The sequence below is a fragment of the Moraxella oblonga NBRC 102422 genome (assembly GCF_001598275.1).
Classification (GTDB): Bacteria; Pseudomonadota; Gammaproteobacteria; order Pseudomonadales; family Moraxellaceae; genus Moraxella; species Moraxella oblonga.
Genome location: NZ_BCYQ01000047.1, coordinates 1 through 15,355, shown reverse-complemented (window position 1 = coordinate 15,355; position 15,355 = coordinate 1). Strand labels below are relative to the sequence as shown.

Sequence of the window (15,355 nt, the reverse complement as noted above, 5' to 3'; positions counted from 1 at the left end):
CATTTGTTTAAACCAGTGCTCAAACAAAGCACTTGTCATTGTATTGTTGTAGATGAGTGGAGCTATCAAGTTGTTGGCTTTGTTACCAAGTTGTCCTGCAACCAAAGACAAGCTTTGATAGCATTTACCACTCACCTTATCATAGACTTTTTGACCTTTTAGACTTCTGGCGTGCGTGCGGTGCAGATAGGTGTTAATGCCAGTTTCATCTATGTAAACAAGCTCGTAGTCTTGTGTGCTTTGCATCTGGTTTAGTCTGTCTTGGAAATCTTTGACTTTGTTTGGGTCTTGTTCAAAGTAGGTGGTGGTCTTTTTTTAAGAGTGATACCAAGAGATTGCAAGGCATAAAATATGGTGCTTGTACCACAATCAAATACTTTGGCAATTTCGTGCAAGTAGGCATCTTAGATTTTGCTCTACATAAGTTTTAAGTTTATCTCTATCTACCTTAAAACCACGACTGCCACCACTTTGACAAGACAAATCGCCTTGTTCTTGTTTTTTAATCCAAGCATACAAGGTGCTTCTTGAAATATCATAGGCTATGCAAACTGCACTGATATTGCCACATTGGCCTAAGTAGGCTAATGCCTTTTGTTTAAGTTCTGGTGAATATGCCATAATGGGGATATTTTAGCATAGAGTTGTAGGGTTTTGGGGTGAATTTGGTGTAATAACATCAAGACCAATCTTGATTGATGGGATTAAGTGGTTGGGTGGTCATTTTTAATGCAAAAACACCATCTTTATTTCTAAATTATTGCCAAATATAAATAGCGTTATAAAGGGTGGGCATACCCTAGCATTACTCATTTTGGTTTAAAAATCGTATTGTATTTCTGCCATCGTAGATATAAAATACTTGCTTTTGGATACGTCCATGCAATCTACCGACATCTCCCCCATACCTGATGATTTTTTGGTGGCTATTGAAAACTGGCTCATGAGTTTGGTGGTGCAACATTATTCGCCCCACACCCTGTCGGCTTATCGTAAAAACATTTATCAATTTGCTACTTTTCTGGGTGAACAAAACCAAAATTGGCAAACGTGCGAACAAAAGCATATTGGTTTATTTTTAAGTGAGCGATTTGACAAAGATAAAATCAAAAACATCAGTGGCAAGCAAACTTTGTCCGCCATTCGTCAGTTTTATAAATTTGCCATTCACCAAAAGCTAGTAAGCCACAACCCCACCATAGGGCAACGCCTAAAATCATCGTCTCGCCCCCTACCCAAAATCGCCGAAGAGGATTTGTTAAAAATCCTGCTTGAACAACCCACGCCAGACGACCCCACCAATGCACGGCTGTGGTTACGAGATAGGGCGATGTTTGAGCTAGCTTATGGGAGTGGGTTACGGCTGTCGGAGCTGGTGGGACTTGATGTGAGCGATGTGGATTTGGCAGGTAAAACGGTGCGAGTACTAGGTAAAGGCAAAAAGACCCGAGTCGTACCAATGACAGGTAAGTCGGTCAAAGCGTTGGAGATTTATTTACCACATCGAGAACTTTGGCAAGAAGGTGTGGACGCACTATTTATCAGTGAGCGACATGGCACACGCCTAACAGGGCGAGCGGTGCAATTGCGGTTGAAAATTTGTGCTAAGCGGGCAGGCATTGAGCAAAACTTTTATCCACATTTACTTCGTCATTGTTTTGCGTCTCACTTGCTGTCGTCTAGTGGTGATTTGCGAGCTGTCCAAGAAATGCTTGGGCATGAGAGTGTGGCGACCACGCAGATTTATACGCAGGTGGATTTTGGGGCATTGACCAAGATTTATGACAAAGCCCACCCCAGAGCGGTGACTCATGTGATTGATGTAGATGGGGTGGATTAGGCTTTATAGGCTAACTTGACACTCAAAAATCGGCATGGCTTGACGAATCTGGTCTTGCTCATTTTTGTCAAAATCAGCATAAGTAATGACAAACTCACCACCGTCTGTAATGTTGGTGCTACTTACGATTTGTCCATTGGCGTTTACCATGATGCCATGCCCCCACGTTTGGCGGGTTTGGGGGGTTTCTTTGTGGGTAAAATGGTGTGTGCCACCCTGTGCCGAACCGATGATGAAACATTGACTGTCCAGAGCACGAGCGGTGAGTAAGGATTGCCAATGGGCTTTGCCTGTGGTGTGGGTAAAGGCAGATGGCACGGTAATAATATCTGCTCCTAGTTTTCTAATCGTTTGAAAAAGATGAGGGAATCTTACATCAAAACATACTGTCATGCCCACGCCCACCGCCACGCCATCAATCATACAACAAGCCACCATAGGCGTATCGCCTGCTTCAAAAGTACAACCCTCATCATAACTACCTACGCCATCAGCAACTAAGGCACGAAACAGGTGTATTTTATCGTAGCGAGCAAGGAGTTTACCTTGATTGTCAAATAACAGGCTACTTTGGCGAAATTTGCCATCAATCGGACTACCATCGGGGCGGGCGGGGCAGGGGAGTGTACCTGCCAAAAGGTGAATGTTGGTGGTTTTGGCAAGGTTGGCATAAAACGCCACCATCTCATCAAATCGCTTGGCAAGCTCCTTTTGAGAACCCATCACACACGCATTTTCGGGCAAAACAGCCAAATCTGCTCCGCCTGCTCTGGCGGTATGAACTGACCGCTCAATGATGGCTAAATTTTTATCAATATTGTCTTGGGAGTTTAGTTGAATGTTGGCGATTTTTGGCATAAGGTACATTTGTAACTATTTGTAATTGTATGAATGTTTGCCGTAAAAATTAATACGTTTGGCAATTTTTTACAAAAACCATGCAAAATGTGTGCCAAAAATAAGTTAAAATAGTCATGTTAGATTTTATTAAGAAACCATCATGAGTATGTCCTTTGGTTTGGGCGTTGGCATTAACCAATCCCAAAAACTCACGCCCCAAATGCAACAAGCGATACGTCTGTTGGCGATGTCGCAGTTGGAGCTTGAACAAGAAATACAGCTTAAACTGGACAGTAACCCCTTGCTTGAACGAGTGGACGAAGATGTTGGTCAAGAACTCAAAGATGAGCTTAGTTTAGATGATTGGGCAGAGCATACTTGGGATAAAAACAGTGCCAATCATGATGGCGATGAATTTGAAGATTTTGGGCAAGATGAGCTTAGCGATAGTTTTGACAAACTCTCCCAAGCAAATCTAGACGATACTGCTACCGACAGTGATTGGGCGGAAGTTTATATTTCTGACCCAAGCGATCTAGATTTTGGACACTCATCTACCGATGGTGAGCATGAGTATTTGGGGGAAACACAAAATACCATTCAAGACCATGTGCGTTGGCAGATGAATTTTAAAAAACTTTCTGAACGTGAAAGTTTGATTGCAGGTTATTTGATTGATGCGATGGACGATAGGGGTTATATTCGCCTAAATCTTGATGAGCTTTATCAAAATTTAGCATTAGAGGCATCTTTTTATCAATGGCAAGAAGAAATCTCGCCTGCTCACATTACGGCAGTCTTGCATAGCATACAGGCGTGCTCACCGACAGGGGTGGGAGCAAGAAACTTAGCAGAGTGTTTGCGATTGCAACTTGATGAGCTGACTGCCGAAAGTGAACTACCCTTTGCAGACGAAGCGTATATGGTGCTAAGTGCCATTCATCACCTAGAAAGCAATAATATCAAAGGACTTATGCAGGAGACCGACCTTGATATGTACGAAATTAAGGGTGCGATTGCTTTGATTAAGACACTAAATCCTGAGCCTGCCATTGAGTTTTATCGTGAATATCATGATGTAGAACGTAGTGTGGACGTCCCTGATGTATTGGTGTTGGCTTTGGATTTAAAAAATTCCAAGAAAAAAACCAATGACACCAGCGAAGCATCAGCGTGGCAAGTCATGCTAAATCCTGATGTATTGCCCAATTTACAAATCAACAAAGAATATGTCAGCCTTATCAAAAAAGGTGAAGATAGTCCCGATAATACATACCTTAAAGAACAATTGGCAGATGCACGCTTGTTTATTCGTAGTATTGACGAGCGTAATCAAAATCTACTCAAAGTGGCAACCTGTATCATTCACCGTCAGCAGGCGTTTTGTGAATCTGGTGTGCATGCACTACTTCCTTTGACCTTAAAGGACATTGCTACTGAAGTTGGTTTGCACGAATCCACCGTTTCACGGCTCACCACCAACAAAAGCATACTTACTCCACAGGGGCTTTATCCATTAAAGTACTTTTTTTCATCAGGGATTGAGAGTAGCGAAGGTGATGTATCATCAACGGCAGTATGTGCCAAGATTCGTGAGATTGTTAGTAGCGAAAATCCCAAAAAACCTCATTCAGATGCTTATATTACCACTTTGTTAGAATCGCAAGGCATGAGTATTTCACGACGTACGGTTACCAAGTATCGTGAAAGTATGGGAATTTTATCATCTACGCTAAGACGACAAAAGGTGTAAACTCAAACAAGTAAAAAGCCCCAATATTGGGGCTTTTTTGGGTTATTTGCATTCTCTTTCAATGGCATCAATCGTACGTTGGCGTTTTGAGCTGATTTCTTGGTCGTTTAGATAGACACGTTCGCCATTGGCGTTGGTCTCGTAGATGCGACCGCCTGTACCATAAGCGGCAAGGTTGGTACGCATGGCTTGGCATTTTTCTGCCAAAATCTTGGCTTGTTGCTCTTTTAGGGCTTTTTCTGCTTCGTCGGCACGTTGTTCGGCACTAGAAGTTGGGGCTGGTGCAGCAGTAGCACGCTCTGGTAGTGTCGCCATCTGTCCTGCATCAGCCATACGACCGTCATCACGCATGGACATGATTTTACAGTCGTTGTTGTCCTTGACATCAATGGGTGTGCAAAGTACGCCTTTTGGGTTGGTTTGCATGAATTTGGATTGGCTTTTAACGTGATAAACGGTGGTAGTTCCAGCGTGAGCGGTAGTCAGTAAAACGCCAGTTAATAATAGAGTGGTTAGGTTAGAAAATTTCATCAATAAATCCTTGTAGGTCGGATTGCAAAATCATTAAAAATTCGTGCTAATATTGCAACAAATTTACCATAAAATCAAGCCCAATCAGGTAAATAAATGTAGCATTTATCATTTTTACCCAATTTTGGCACAAATTTTAGAAATTTTATCACAATAATTAAAAAAAAGTTGGCAAAGCAGTCATTTTAGGGTAATATAGTAAAAAGTTATTTTGATAACTAATTTTATGATGTTTTATATCATTCATAACAATGAGTTATAACAAGTCGGCGTAGCTATTTATCAAAGGTTGCGTTTGTTGATAAAATTTTAATAAATTACCGTTTATGACAAATTTTTTCAACATTGCTTTGGACTTATCAGTTCGCAAGACGAGAAATTCCCTTTCTTTGCCATGTTGGTATTCTTTGCGTACATTTGTTCACTTATTATTTACTTTTGTATAGCCACGTCTTTTTTGGTCATTTGTCCCTTAGGATAAAAAGGATTAACCATGACGTACAAAACATTTCACGACAACCAAGAACGTTTGGCTCGTGGCGAAACAGTCGCAATGAGTGGTGGTGAGCTTTTGGTGCAAGCCCTTGTAGATGAAGGTGTTACCCATATCTTTGGCTATCCTGGTGGGGCGGTACTGCACATCTATGATGCTTTATTTAAACAAGATAAAATTGAACATGTTTTGGTTCGCCACGAGCAGGCGGCAGGACATATGGCGGACGCTTATAGCCGTGTAACGGGACGTACAGGCGTGGTGCTTGCCACATCAGGGCCGGGTGTAACGAACACCGTAACCGCCATCGCCACTGCCTTTATGGATAGCATTCCAATGGTAGTGCTGGCAGGGCAAGTACCAAGCACACTCATTGGCGATGATGCATTCCAAGAATGCGATATGGTGGGTATCTCTCGCCCCATCGTCAAACACAGCTTTGTGGTGCGTAATCCTGCCGACATACCTACCATTGTCAAAAAAGCCTTTTATATCGCAAGCTCTGGCAGACCCGGTCCTGTGGTGATTGATATTCCTAAGGACATGACCAACCCTGCCGATAAATTTGACTACTTTATGCCAAAAAGCGTAAATTTGCGTTCCTACCAACCCACCTGTAAAGGGCATGGCGGTCAAATCAAAAAAGCGATTGAGGTGCTACTTTCTGCCAAACGCCCCGTTTTGTATTCGGGCGGTGGCGTGGTGCAGGGCAATGCTTCTAATGAGCTTCGTGAGCTTGCCAATTTATTAAACCTACCTGTAACCAATACACTCATGGGGCTTGGGGCATATCCTGCCAGTAACAACCAGTTTGTGGGTATGCTTGGCATGCATGGCACTTATGAAGCCAACATGACCATGCACCATGCGGACGTTATCCTAGCGGTGGGAGCAAGATTTGATGACCGTGTTACCAACAATGTCAAAAAGTTCTGCCCCAACGCCACCATCATTCACATTGACATTGACCCCACCTCCATTTCAAAAACCATTACCGCTCATATTCCGATTGTGGGTGATGTGAAACCTGTTTTGACAGAGATGATAAACATCATCAAATCAGGCGACAAACGCCTTGACGAACACGCCCTTGCCGACTGGTGGAGACAAATCAACGAATGGCGTAAACGGCACGGTTTGCGTTATGGTGATGATACGGACGCTGCCATTCATGCCATCATGCCACAGCGTGTGGTGGAGACGCTCTATAAACTCACAGATGGCAAAGCGATTATCACCTCTGATGTTGGTCAGCACCAGATGTTTGCGGCGTTGTACTATAAATATGATGAACCTCGCCAATGGCTAAACTCTGGCGGTCTAGGCACGATGGGTGTGGGTCTACCTTATGCGATGGCAGCAAAACTGGCTTACCCTGAGCGGACGGTGGTGTGTATCACAGGCGAGGGGTCTATTCAGATGAATATCCAAGAACTGTCCACTTGTTTGCAATATAATTTGCCTGTGAAGATTTTGAATTTAAACAACGCCCAGCTTGGCATGGTCAAACAATGGCAGGATATGCTCTATGAGGGTCGCCATGCCCAAAGCTACATGAAGTCTTTGCCTGATTTTGTCAAATTGGCAGAGAGTTATGGGCATAAAGGCGTAAAAATTACCAATCCTGCCACGATGGAAGAAGAGCTAAAAGAGGCTTTGGCGATGGACGGTTTGGTCTTCATTGATGTCTATGTGGACAAAGCAGAGCATGTCTATCCTATGCAAGTGGCTGGGCAATCCATGCGTGATATGTGGTTATCAAAAGGGGAGCGTACCTAATGGCACAAGTACAAAAACATCTGATTTCTATTTTGATGGAAAACGAAGCAGGTTCGTTGTCTCGTGTGGTTGGGCTGTTTAGTCAGCGTGGCTACAACATTGATACGCTCAATGTCGCCGCCACCGAAGACCCCACACTGTCTCGTTTAACCTTGACTACCATTACCACCGAAGACAAGATTGAGCAAATCACCAAACAACTTCACAAACTCATTGAGGTGGTTAAAGTCCAAAACCTATCTGAGGTCTCAAACGGCAACCAAATCGAGCGTGAACTCATGCTCATCAAGGTGCGAGCGACTGGAGCTCATCGTGAAGAAGTGTATCGCATTGCCGATATTTTCCGTGCTCAAATCGTGGACGTATCTGCCAATCTGTATACCATTCTCATCACAGGAGATGCAGGCAAGCTAGATGGCTTTATTGAAGTCATTGGGCGTGATAAAATCTTAGAAGTCGTGCGAAGTGGTGTGATTGGTATTGCACGAGGGGAGCGGACTTTGAGTTTGTAGTTGTTATATTGGGGTGTGTATTTTTAAAAAGTATGTACCATCAAACCCAAGTTTAAGGGGTAAAAAAATGATAACCCAAAACCTAAGTTTGGATTTTAAAGTAACAGGGCAAGATGCGTATTGGTTATTGGAGTTTTGTCAAAAAAATAATACCGAACCACAAGCAATTTTTGACCGATTGTTGCGTAATTTTCAGGCACAAAATCCATCAAGCCCAGTCAAAACAGAAAAGCCAAAACGCAGACAAGCGGGGGCATTGGCTCATTTAAATATTCATACCGATGATAATTTTTGGTTTGAACCAATGAGCGAAGAAGAATTGGCTTGGTGGAATGGCGATAAAACCGATAAATATGGCATTAGTTTATGAGATATTTGTTATGGTAATAATGGGAGAAATTCAATGAACCCAGATAAAAAGACCGATTATAAAACCTTACAAATTTATGCGTGGTACTTTTGTGGGTTGTCTAGCTGTTGTGTTGCTTTGGCAATGTGCTGGCTTGGGTGGAAAATAGCTTTTGACCCTGTTGCTCCGTCATTAAGTGGCTTGGTTATGGCTATTGTTAATGCGATTTTAATTATTAAGCTATATACAACCTTTAAACAAAAAATTCAAAAGATTAAAGCAGTCTAATTAACCAAGGTTATTTGACAGTTTGGGGTATTTTATGCAAACCATTGCTTATAACGAATTAAAAAGTAATTTTGATAAGGTTTGGCAATATAGCAAAAGCGAGCCTGTGTTAATTCGTAAACAAGGCGAGAATGTGCGAGTATTATTGTCTTTTGATGAGTTTCTCAAATTAACCAACCAATCACCAACAACTTTTGGTATTAAAAAATCCGATTATGCAGGTGGACTTGCCGAATTTGCCAATCCTGCGTTAATCCCATTAGAATAAATTAACAATTTTTAATCAACCCACGCCCCTTAGTTTTATGGGCATTATTTTAAGGAATATTTTATGAACAACGCCACAATGCATCAAATCCTAATAGAGAGTGGTTGGTTGGATAATCTTAATTGTGACGGTTGTGTACATACCAATGTTAATGACCTGCGTCAATATATTTTAGAAAATCTTGCCGACCCAAATGGCGAATCAGGTGTACTACTATTGACCGAAGAGTGTTTTGATTCGGAAAATTTGTACGACCCTTATGGTACATTGAATGATATGTACGACCTAGCGGTTGGCGATGTTGATAAACAGGCATTTATGAATGCCTTTAAAGATGCTTACGAAACACCAGAAGCGTTATTTGATGATGCCAATCGCTTTTTGGCAAGTCAAGGAGTGGATAAGGCGTTTTATATCTTGCCCCAAGTTGACCAAATGGTTTTTTATGTATATAAGCCAATTTCAGTATATCAAAAGGCATTAGAATTGGGATTGCCTTTGGATGTGGTATATGAGTGGTGGGAAGATGATGAATGTGAGTAAAGACATATAATGATAACCCAAACCATTAAAAACACACCAAGAACCTAATATATTTGTATTGTTTTAACCACAAACCCACGCCCTTTATGTTTATTTATGGGCATTATTTTAAGGAAACTTTATGAGTTTAAATGTTTATTATGACAAAGATTGTGATTTGTCATTGATTCAAGGCAAAAAAGTTGCCATTATCGGTTATGGTTCACAAGGACACGCACACGCCTTGAATTTAAAAGATTCTGGCGTTGATGTTACCGTAGGTCTTCGTGAAGGCTCTGCTTCTTGGAAAAAGGCACAGAATGCAGGCTTAAAGGTTGCCGAAACTACCGAAGCGGTCAAAAGTGCCGACCTTGTGATGATTTTGACCCCTGATGAATTTCAACGCCAGCTTTATCGTGATGTGATTGAACCAAACATCAAACAAGGTGCAACCCTTGCCTTTGCTCACGGTTTTGCCATTCATTACAACCAAGTTGAGCCAAGAGCCGACCTTGATGTCATTATGATTGCCCCAAAAGCCCCTGGACACACCGTGCGTTCTGAATTTGTCAAAGGTGGTGGCATTCCTGACCTTATCGCTGTTTGGCGTGATGTATCAGGCAGTGCCAAACAACTTGCCCTATCTTATGCTTGCGGTGTGGGTGGTGGTCGTTCTGGCATTATTGAAACCACTTTTAAAGATGAAACCGAAACCGACCTATTTGGCGAACAAGCCGTGCTTTGTGGTGGTGCGGTTGAGCTTGTCAAAATGGGCTTTGAAACTTTGGTGGAAGCAGGCTATGCCCCAGAAATGGCGTATTTTGAGTGCTTGCACGAATTGAAATTGATTGTGGATTTGATGTACGAAGGCGGTATTGCCGATATGAACTATTCTATCAGTAACAATGCTGAATATGGCGAATATGTGACTGGCTTGGAAGTTATCAATGATAAGTCCCGTGAAGCAATGCGTAATGCCTTAAAGCGTATCCAATCAGGCGAATATGCCAAAATGTTCATTGCCGAAGGTCAAGCCAACTACCCATCAATGACCGCTCGCCGTCGTGCTACTGCTGAACACGACATTGAAAAAACAGGGGCAAAATTGCGTGCGATGATGCCTTGGATTAGTGGTAACAAGATTATTGACAAAGAGAAAAATTAATTTTTTTATGTCAAATCAAAACAGCCGTCCGATTCGCTCAGAGTTGGGCGGTTTTTTGCTTGCAATTAAATAATCATCAGTGTATGCTTGTGAATGATACTAAAGTATCATTCATGAACTTGTAGTTTGTAAACGATGGAGTGTTTTTATGAAGAAGATTGTAGTTGCTTTAATAATGGCGATTGGTATGTATCAATCATGCTTTGCTAGTAATATAACTGAAATAGAAGATTTGGCAATAGAAAGTTATGTTAATGAATTTCACGTTTCCAAGATGGAGGCAGAAAATCGTCTAAAAATTATGTCCAATACTGATGAAATTATTGCTAAATTGAATGTGGAGTTTGGCGATGATATTGCTAGTGTCTTTTATGAAAACGGTCAAGATTTTAAAATGGTGGTAAGAACCAGCAAAAAGGGTAATATACAAAATCAAATTAGTAAACTAGCAACAGAATTATCAAAAAACTATGGCTTAAAAATTGAAGTTATTGCAAATCACCCAAGAAATTTTAAGTCTGTACAAAATATTATTCGCAATCAAGGTGATAGAATTGCTAAGCAGTATCCAAGTTTGCAATTGATTGGCTATGACCCAAAAAATGATGCAATTGCCTTATCATTTTATGAACCTAATGAAAGTCAAAGAGAAAAAATAAAAAGTCAGTTTAGTAAACTTTCTGGCATGAATACAGTAATCACATTTTTAAACAATCCAATACATCAAACATCTGTGATTGGTGGCGGTGCGTTGGAATACTCTAGCATGCAACAGTTTAATTGTACGGCAGGTTTTACAGGTACAATGAATGGTCAGTTGGGGTTTTTAACAGCAACACACTGCGTTACTGGCGAAAAACCACCAATTAACTATATTAACTCTTTTGGTAGAAAGTATACTTTAGGACAAGCAATTATTGATAAATCAATCTATCATGAAATATCCTTTGTGCCTGTTAAAAATGCAACATTGATTGGTGAGGTGTATCGTTATCTTGACGGTAAAGGAGCTGACCAATATCGGGGTAATTTAAAAATAACTGGAATGGGAGTTGTTCAGCAGAAAGATGTTTATACCGCTAATAGTGCAGGAGGGTTGCAACTTTGCCATATTGGGCAAACTACAGGTTATAGTTGTGGCGTGGTTACTGATGTAAATGTCAGTGGAGGAGGTTGTAATGCTAGTGATAGTACAGGTAATCATTGGGTATGTGCCACTACACTATTTGTGGTGCGTGCCAACAATTTAAGAGTGGATAATGGTGATAGTGGCGGACCATTTTTTGATGCCTCTGGTAGAGCTTATGGAATTGCAAGTGCTAAGGGGGATACAAAAACAGCTATTGTTTCGCCTATCAATTATATCGTACAAAGTGGTTTTAAACTGAAGATAGGCAAATAACATGAAATACTACTTTTATGTGCTTGTGTTGGCGTGTATTGGTTGTACTACGGTACAACCAATAAAATCAGCTCAATCCACACAATTGATAACAAGCCACTCCATAAGTAGCTTGGAACAGCATTCAAAGACTAAAACCACCATTTTATATTACTACGTCAGCCCAGACACCAAAGCCCAAAGAATCACAGAAATTCACGGTACGTTTCATTGGGAAAATGAATGTATTTATTTGTTTAATAAAAGTGGTGATAGGTTGGTTAAATTAACGGCTTTATTTCCAGAATTACCAAAAAATAGTGTATCGTGGAATGAGGAACAAAAAATCATCACACTCATGAATCCGTACCCAACGCCGCAATATTTTGATTTTAAAATGGGTGATGTGATTATTAGCAATGGTTATTATCATAATACCAATCCTGAATTTATCGCAAGTCGAGACGAGAAAGAGAAAAAATGTATTTCTGATGAAGGTCTTGTATTTGTGGGTACGTACGACATTCAAAAGCGTTAATAAATTGTATGGTACCGATGTTGGGTGTGCCAAACCCCTTGTCAGCCCCCATCAATCAGGGTATAATTTGCCATTTATCTTATTGTTTTGTAGCCCACGCATGATAACGTACAATATTTTACATTTTTTAAACAGTCTGTCAGATTTTACTATTTTGTATGTGCTAGCAAGTTTGGTGATTGCGGTATTGACGTGGATAGAGTCTACCTTGATTGCCAAAAATAATGGCAAATTACCCAGTTCTGCCTTTTTTGCCGTGATTAGTATTTTGACCTCATCGTGGTTTATTATTTCTGCATTGGCGTTGTATTTTTTGGATTTTGACGGCGTCATGATTAGTGTGCCTGTTGCTTATGGTGTGTATTCTGTGATGGGGTGGTTTAAAGGAGTACGTCTTATGGGCGATGATTTGCCAGATGACCCAAAAGACATTGTCCTGCCTACCAAATATCTGACTTATACGCAGTCGTTTGCCCTTGTTTTTGCAGGGCTTTGTATGGCGATGTTGGCACACCCCTATATGGATTTGTCTTTTTTGTAAAATTTACAAAATAAATTATCTTTTTTGATAAAACTTTGCTATACTTAGGCTTGAAGTATTTATGGATTTGCAGTCAGTTTTTGCAAAACTCGTTAGTTGCGTTATCACCATTATGGTGCGTTGGAACAATCTTTGAACGTGGGTTTATTGCATTGGAAATGGACGCTTGTCATGCTTTTTGCACGTTTTGACAACATAAATATGTTACGGCATTTTGCCATTTTTCAATTCACACAGGAATTTTCCCATGTCAAATAAAGTTACTGGTACCGTTAAGTGGTTCAACGATTCTAAAGGTTTTGGTTTTATCGCTCAAGACGCTGGCGGTCAAGACGTTTTTGCTCATTATAGTGCCATTGTTGGTACTGGCTTTAAGACTCTTAAAGAAGGTCAAAAAGTTGTCTTTATCCTAAGCGAAGGCAAAAAAGGTCCACAAGCAGACGAAATTGAAGCTATTTAAGCATCACCAATTAAAAAACACCATGTTTATCGTGGTGTTTTTTTATACAACAATACAAAAATGACTGTATAGTCATAGGTGAGAGATGTTTTCATAAAAATGGATATTTACAAATTGGTTGTCAAATGTTATAAATAACACATCATTTCATCTCGTGGAGTAATTATGAAAGTAGTAGTCGCTGTCAAACGTGTGGTGGATCACAACGTCAAAATCCGTGTCAAGGCAGACGAGTCAGGCGTGGAGCTTGCCAATGCTAAAATGAGCGTAAATCCTTTTTGTGAGATTGCCATTGAGGAGGCGGTTCGCCTAAAAGAAAAAGGCATTGCCAGTGAGGTTGTGGCGGTGTCTATTGGATCAAGTCAATCTGGCGAGCAATTGCGTTCGGCGTTGGCACTTGGGGCTGACCGTGCAATTTTGGTAGAGACGGACGACAAAGTTTATCCCCTGCAAGTTGCCAAAATCCTAAAAGGTGTGGCAGAGGCTGAAAATGCCCAGATTGTCTTGTTGGGCAAACAAGCCATTGATGATGACAATAACCAAACAGGGCAAATGTTATCAGCTCTTATGAATGCCTCACAAGGCACGTTTGCGTCCGAAGTGGTGGTGAATGGTGATAAAGTGGCGGTAACTCGTGAGATTGACGGTGGTTTGCAAACGGTTGAGCTGTCATTGCCTGCGGTGATTACCACCGATTTGCGTTTAAATGAGCCACGTTTTCCCAAACTGCCCAACATCATGGCAGCCAAGAAGAAACCACTAGATACCAAGACCCCTGCTGATTTTGGTGTGTCGGTATCATCAAATATCAAAACACTCAAAGTTACCGCTCCCAACGAACGCAGTGCAGGCGTGAAAGTGAGTAGTGTTGATGAGTTGATTGACAAACTCAAAAACGAAGCCAAAGTGATTTAAAAAATTCATGGGTGAAATTGGTGTGCAGGGGGAATGATGATTCGTCCAAAGTGGGGCGTAAGCACATCTCTACAATGCTCAAAAATTACCACCACAATCTATAAGGAAAATTAAAATGACCGTATTAGTATATGCCGAACACGACAACCAAGAATTAAAACCTGCCACCCTTGCAACCATCACCGCAGGACTTGCTATTGATAGTGATGTCCATGTGCTTGTGGCAGGTGCGAACGCCAAAGCAGTGGCGGACAGTGCCTCCCAAGTAGTTGGTGTGAGTAAAGTGCTACTGGCGGATAGTCCTGCCTTTGCCAATCAGCTTGCCGAAAATGTCGCTCCACTGGTTGCAAATCTTGCTCCTGCATATAGCCATATCCTAGCTCCTGCCACCACCACAGGCAAAAACTTTTTGCCACGTGTGTCGGCACTACTTGATGTGAACATGGTATCAGACATCACCAAAGTGATTGACACAAATACTTTTGAACGCCCCATCTACGCAGGCAACGCCATTGCTACTGTTCAAAATACCGAAAGCAAAATCATTGCCACCGTACGTACTACCGCTTTTGATTTGGCGAATGCTACTGGCGGTAGTGCAGTTGTTGAGAATGTGAGTGCAGGCGATGATGCGGGTAAATCATCTTTTGTCAAAGAAGAGCTTGCTGTGTCTGCTCGTCCAGAGCTAACCTCTGCTTCTATCATCGTCTCTGGTGGTCGAGCACTCGCAAGCGGTGAAAACTTTACCAAATATATTGAGCCACTGGCGGATAAGCTGGGTGGTGCGGTTGGTGCAAGCCGTGCGGCGGTGGATGCTGGCTTTGTGCCAAATGATTTGCAAGTGGGTCAGACGGGCAAAATCGTTGCTCCAAACTTGTACATTGCGGTAGGTATTTCAGGGGCGATTCAGCATTTGGCTGGCATGAAAGACTCTAAGACCATCGTGGCGATTAATACCGACCCAGAAGCTCCAATTGCTAGTGTGGCAGATTATTTCTTGGAAGCTGACTACCAAGTTGCTGTACCTGAACTGACTGCCAAACTATGATTTTGGTAAAAAACGCACCAATAAGGTGCGTTTTTTTGTGGGTATTAGTTGATACTTGGCAAACCTAAAATTTGATATACTCACTATACTCAAAAATTGCTACAAATACTTGATGTCAAATCAATTGATAAT

The 15,355-nt window shown here is 41.4% G+C and carries 20 protein-coding genes; 15 read left to right on the top strand and 5 right to left on the bottom strand.

Going from position 1 to position 15,355, the window contains the following annotated elements; all coding sequences use genetic code 11:
* From MOB01S_RS10695 to MOB01S_RS10690, 3 genes are all read right to left on the bottom strand, one after another.
* On the bottom strand, positions 1 to 246 hold a 246-nt coding region (locus MOB01S_RS10695), incomplete at its 3' end, for a transposase (RefSeq protein WP_218016095.1).
* 5 nt (positions 247 to 251) lie between these two features.
* On the bottom strand, positions 252 to 395 hold the full coding sequence (locus tag MOB01S_RS12945; RefSeq protein WP_084349713.1) for an IS630 transposase-related protein: 144 nt from the start codon (positions 393 to 395) through the stop codon (positions 252 to 254).
* The gene (locus tag MOB01S_RS10690) at positions 370 to 621 is read right to left on the bottom strand and encodes an IS630 transposase-related protein (protein WP_084349712.1); all 252 of its coding nucleotides are present in this window, start codon (positions 619 to 621) and stop codon (positions 370 to 372) included. Before MOB01S_RS10690 ends, MOB01S_RS12945 begins: the two co-directional genes overlap by 26 nt.
* A 259-nt stretch (positions 622 to 880) precedes the next feature.
* Here MOB01S_RS10690 and MOB01S_RS10685 point away from each other — a divergent pair, with 259 nt between their 5' ends.
* Positions 881 to 1,840, top strand: a complete 960-nt coding sequence (locus MOB01S_RS10685; RefSeq protein WP_066805146.1) for a tyrosine recombinase XerC — start codon at positions 881 to 883, stop codon at positions 1,838 to 1,840.
* Positions 1,841 to 1,843: 3 nt separating this feature from the next.
* Here MOB01S_RS10685 and MOB01S_RS10680 read toward each other — a convergent pair whose 3' ends face one another.
* Complete coding sequence (locus tag MOB01S_RS10680; RefSeq protein WP_066805150.1) at positions 1,844 to 2,698, bottom strand: nitrilase-related carbon-nitrogen hydrolase; 855 nt, start codon at positions 2,696 to 2,698, stop codon at positions 1,844 to 1,846.
* A 142-nt stretch (positions 2,699 to 2,840) separates the two neighbouring features.
* Here MOB01S_RS10680 and rpoN point away from each other — a divergent pair, with 142 nt between their 5' ends.
* Positions 2,841 to 4,433: an RNA polymerase factor sigma-54 gene (gene rpoN / locus MOB01S_RS10675; RefSeq protein ID WP_066805142.1), complete on the top strand. Its 1,593-nt coding sequence runs from the start codon at positions 2,841 to 2,843 to the stop codon at positions 4,431 to 4,433.
* Between the two features lie 42 nt (positions 4,434 to 4,475).
* Here the strand turns inward: rpoN and MOB01S_RS10670 are convergent, their stop codons facing one another.
* Positions 4,476 to 4,964 carry a hypothetical protein gene (locus tag MOB01S_RS10670; RefSeq protein ID WP_066805136.1) on the bottom strand — a complete coding sequence of 163 codons (489 nt, stop codon included), beginning with the start codon at positions 4,962 to 4,964 and terminating at the stop codon, positions 4,476 to 4,478.
* Positions 4,965 to 5,517: 553 nt separating this feature from the next.
* On the opposite strand from MOB01S_RS10670, the gene MOB01S_RS10665 reads away from it, so the two are divergent.
* From MOB01S_RS10665 to MOB01S_RS10605, 13 genes are all read left to right on the top strand, one after another.
* The gene (locus tag MOB01S_RS10665) at positions 5,518 to 7,236 is read left to right on the top strand and encodes an acetolactate synthase 3 large subunit (protein ID WP_218016096.1); all 1,719 of its coding nucleotides are present in this window, start codon (positions 5,518 to 5,520) and stop codon (positions 7,234 to 7,236) included.
* Positions 7,236 to 7,748 (top strand): acetolactate synthase small subunit, encoded by a 513-nt coding sequence (ilvN, locus tag MOB01S_RS10660; protein ID WP_066805133.1) that lies wholly within the window; start codon positions 7,236 to 7,238, stop codon positions 7,746 to 7,748. The genes MOB01S_RS10665 and ilvN overlap by 1 nt, the downstream gene beginning before the upstream one ends.
* A gap of 67 nt (positions 7,749 to 7,815) precedes the next feature.
* Positions 7,816 to 8,118 carry a hypothetical protein gene (locus MOB01S_RS10655; RefSeq protein WP_066805131.1) on the top strand — a complete coding sequence of 101 codons (303 nt, stop codon included), beginning with the start codon at positions 7,816 to 7,818 and terminating at the stop codon, positions 8,116 to 8,118.
* Between the two features lie 33 nt (positions 8,119 to 8,151).
* The gene (locus MOB01S_RS10650; protein WP_066805129.1) at positions 8,152 to 8,385 is read left to right on the top strand and encodes a hypothetical protein; all 234 of its coding nucleotides are present in this window, start codon (positions 8,152 to 8,154) and stop codon (positions 8,383 to 8,385) included.
* A gap of 34 nt (positions 8,386 to 8,419) precedes the next feature.
* A complete protein-coding gene (locus MOB01S_RS10645) occupies positions 8,420 to 8,653 on the top strand; it encodes a type II toxin-antitoxin system Phd/YefM family antitoxin (protein WP_066805127.1) in 234 nt (77 codons plus the stop codon).
* A gap of 63 nt (positions 8,654 to 8,716) precedes the next feature.
* Positions 8,717 to 9,196 (top strand): hypothetical protein, encoded by a 480-nt coding sequence (locus MOB01S_RS10640; protein ID WP_066805125.1) that lies wholly within the window; start codon positions 8,717 to 8,719, stop codon positions 9,194 to 9,196.
* Positions 9,197 to 9,317: 121 nt separating this feature from the next.
* Positions 9,318 to 10,340 carry a ketol-acid reductoisomerase gene (gene ilvC / locus MOB01S_RS10635; RefSeq protein ID WP_066805123.1) on the top strand — a complete coding sequence of 341 codons (1,023 nt, stop codon included), beginning with the start codon at positions 9,318 to 9,320 and terminating at the stop codon, positions 10,338 to 10,340.
* A 148-nt stretch (positions 10,341 to 10,488) separates the two neighbouring features.
* A complete protein-coding gene (locus MOB01S_RS10630; RefSeq protein ID WP_157073980.1) occupies positions 10,489 to 11,742 on the top strand; it encodes a chymotrypsin family serine protease in 1,254 nt (417 codons plus the stop codon).
* 1 nt (position 11,743) lies between these two features.
* Complete coding sequence (locus MOB01S_RS10625; protein WP_066805111.1) at positions 11,744 to 12,259, top strand: hypothetical protein; 516 nt, start codon at positions 11,744 to 11,746, stop codon at positions 12,257 to 12,259.
* 100 nt (positions 12,260 to 12,359) lie between these two features.
* Complete coding sequence (locus tag MOB01S_RS10620) at positions 12,360 to 12,800, top strand: hypothetical protein (RefSeq protein ID WP_157073979.1); 441 nt, start codon at positions 12,360 to 12,362, stop codon at positions 12,798 to 12,800.
* A 247-nt stretch (positions 12,801 to 13,047) separates the two neighbouring features.
* The gene (locus MOB01S_RS10615; RefSeq protein WP_066805105.1) at positions 13,048 to 13,260 is read left to right on the top strand and encodes a cold-shock protein; all 213 of its coding nucleotides are present in this window, start codon (positions 13,048 to 13,050) and stop codon (positions 13,258 to 13,260) included.
* Positions 13,261 to 13,425: 165 nt separating this feature from the next.
* Entirely contained in the window at positions 13,426 to 14,175 is a 750-nt protein-coding gene (locus tag MOB01S_RS10610) for an electron transfer flavoprotein subunit beta/FixA family protein (protein WP_066805101.1), read from the top strand.
* Between the two features lie 115 nt (positions 14,176 to 14,290).
* A complete protein-coding gene (locus MOB01S_RS10605; protein WP_066805099.1) occupies positions 14,291 to 15,223 on the top strand; it encodes an electron transfer flavoprotein subunit alpha/FixB family protein in 933 nt (310 codons plus the stop codon).
* Positions 15,224 to 15,355 lie beyond the last annotated feature (132 nt).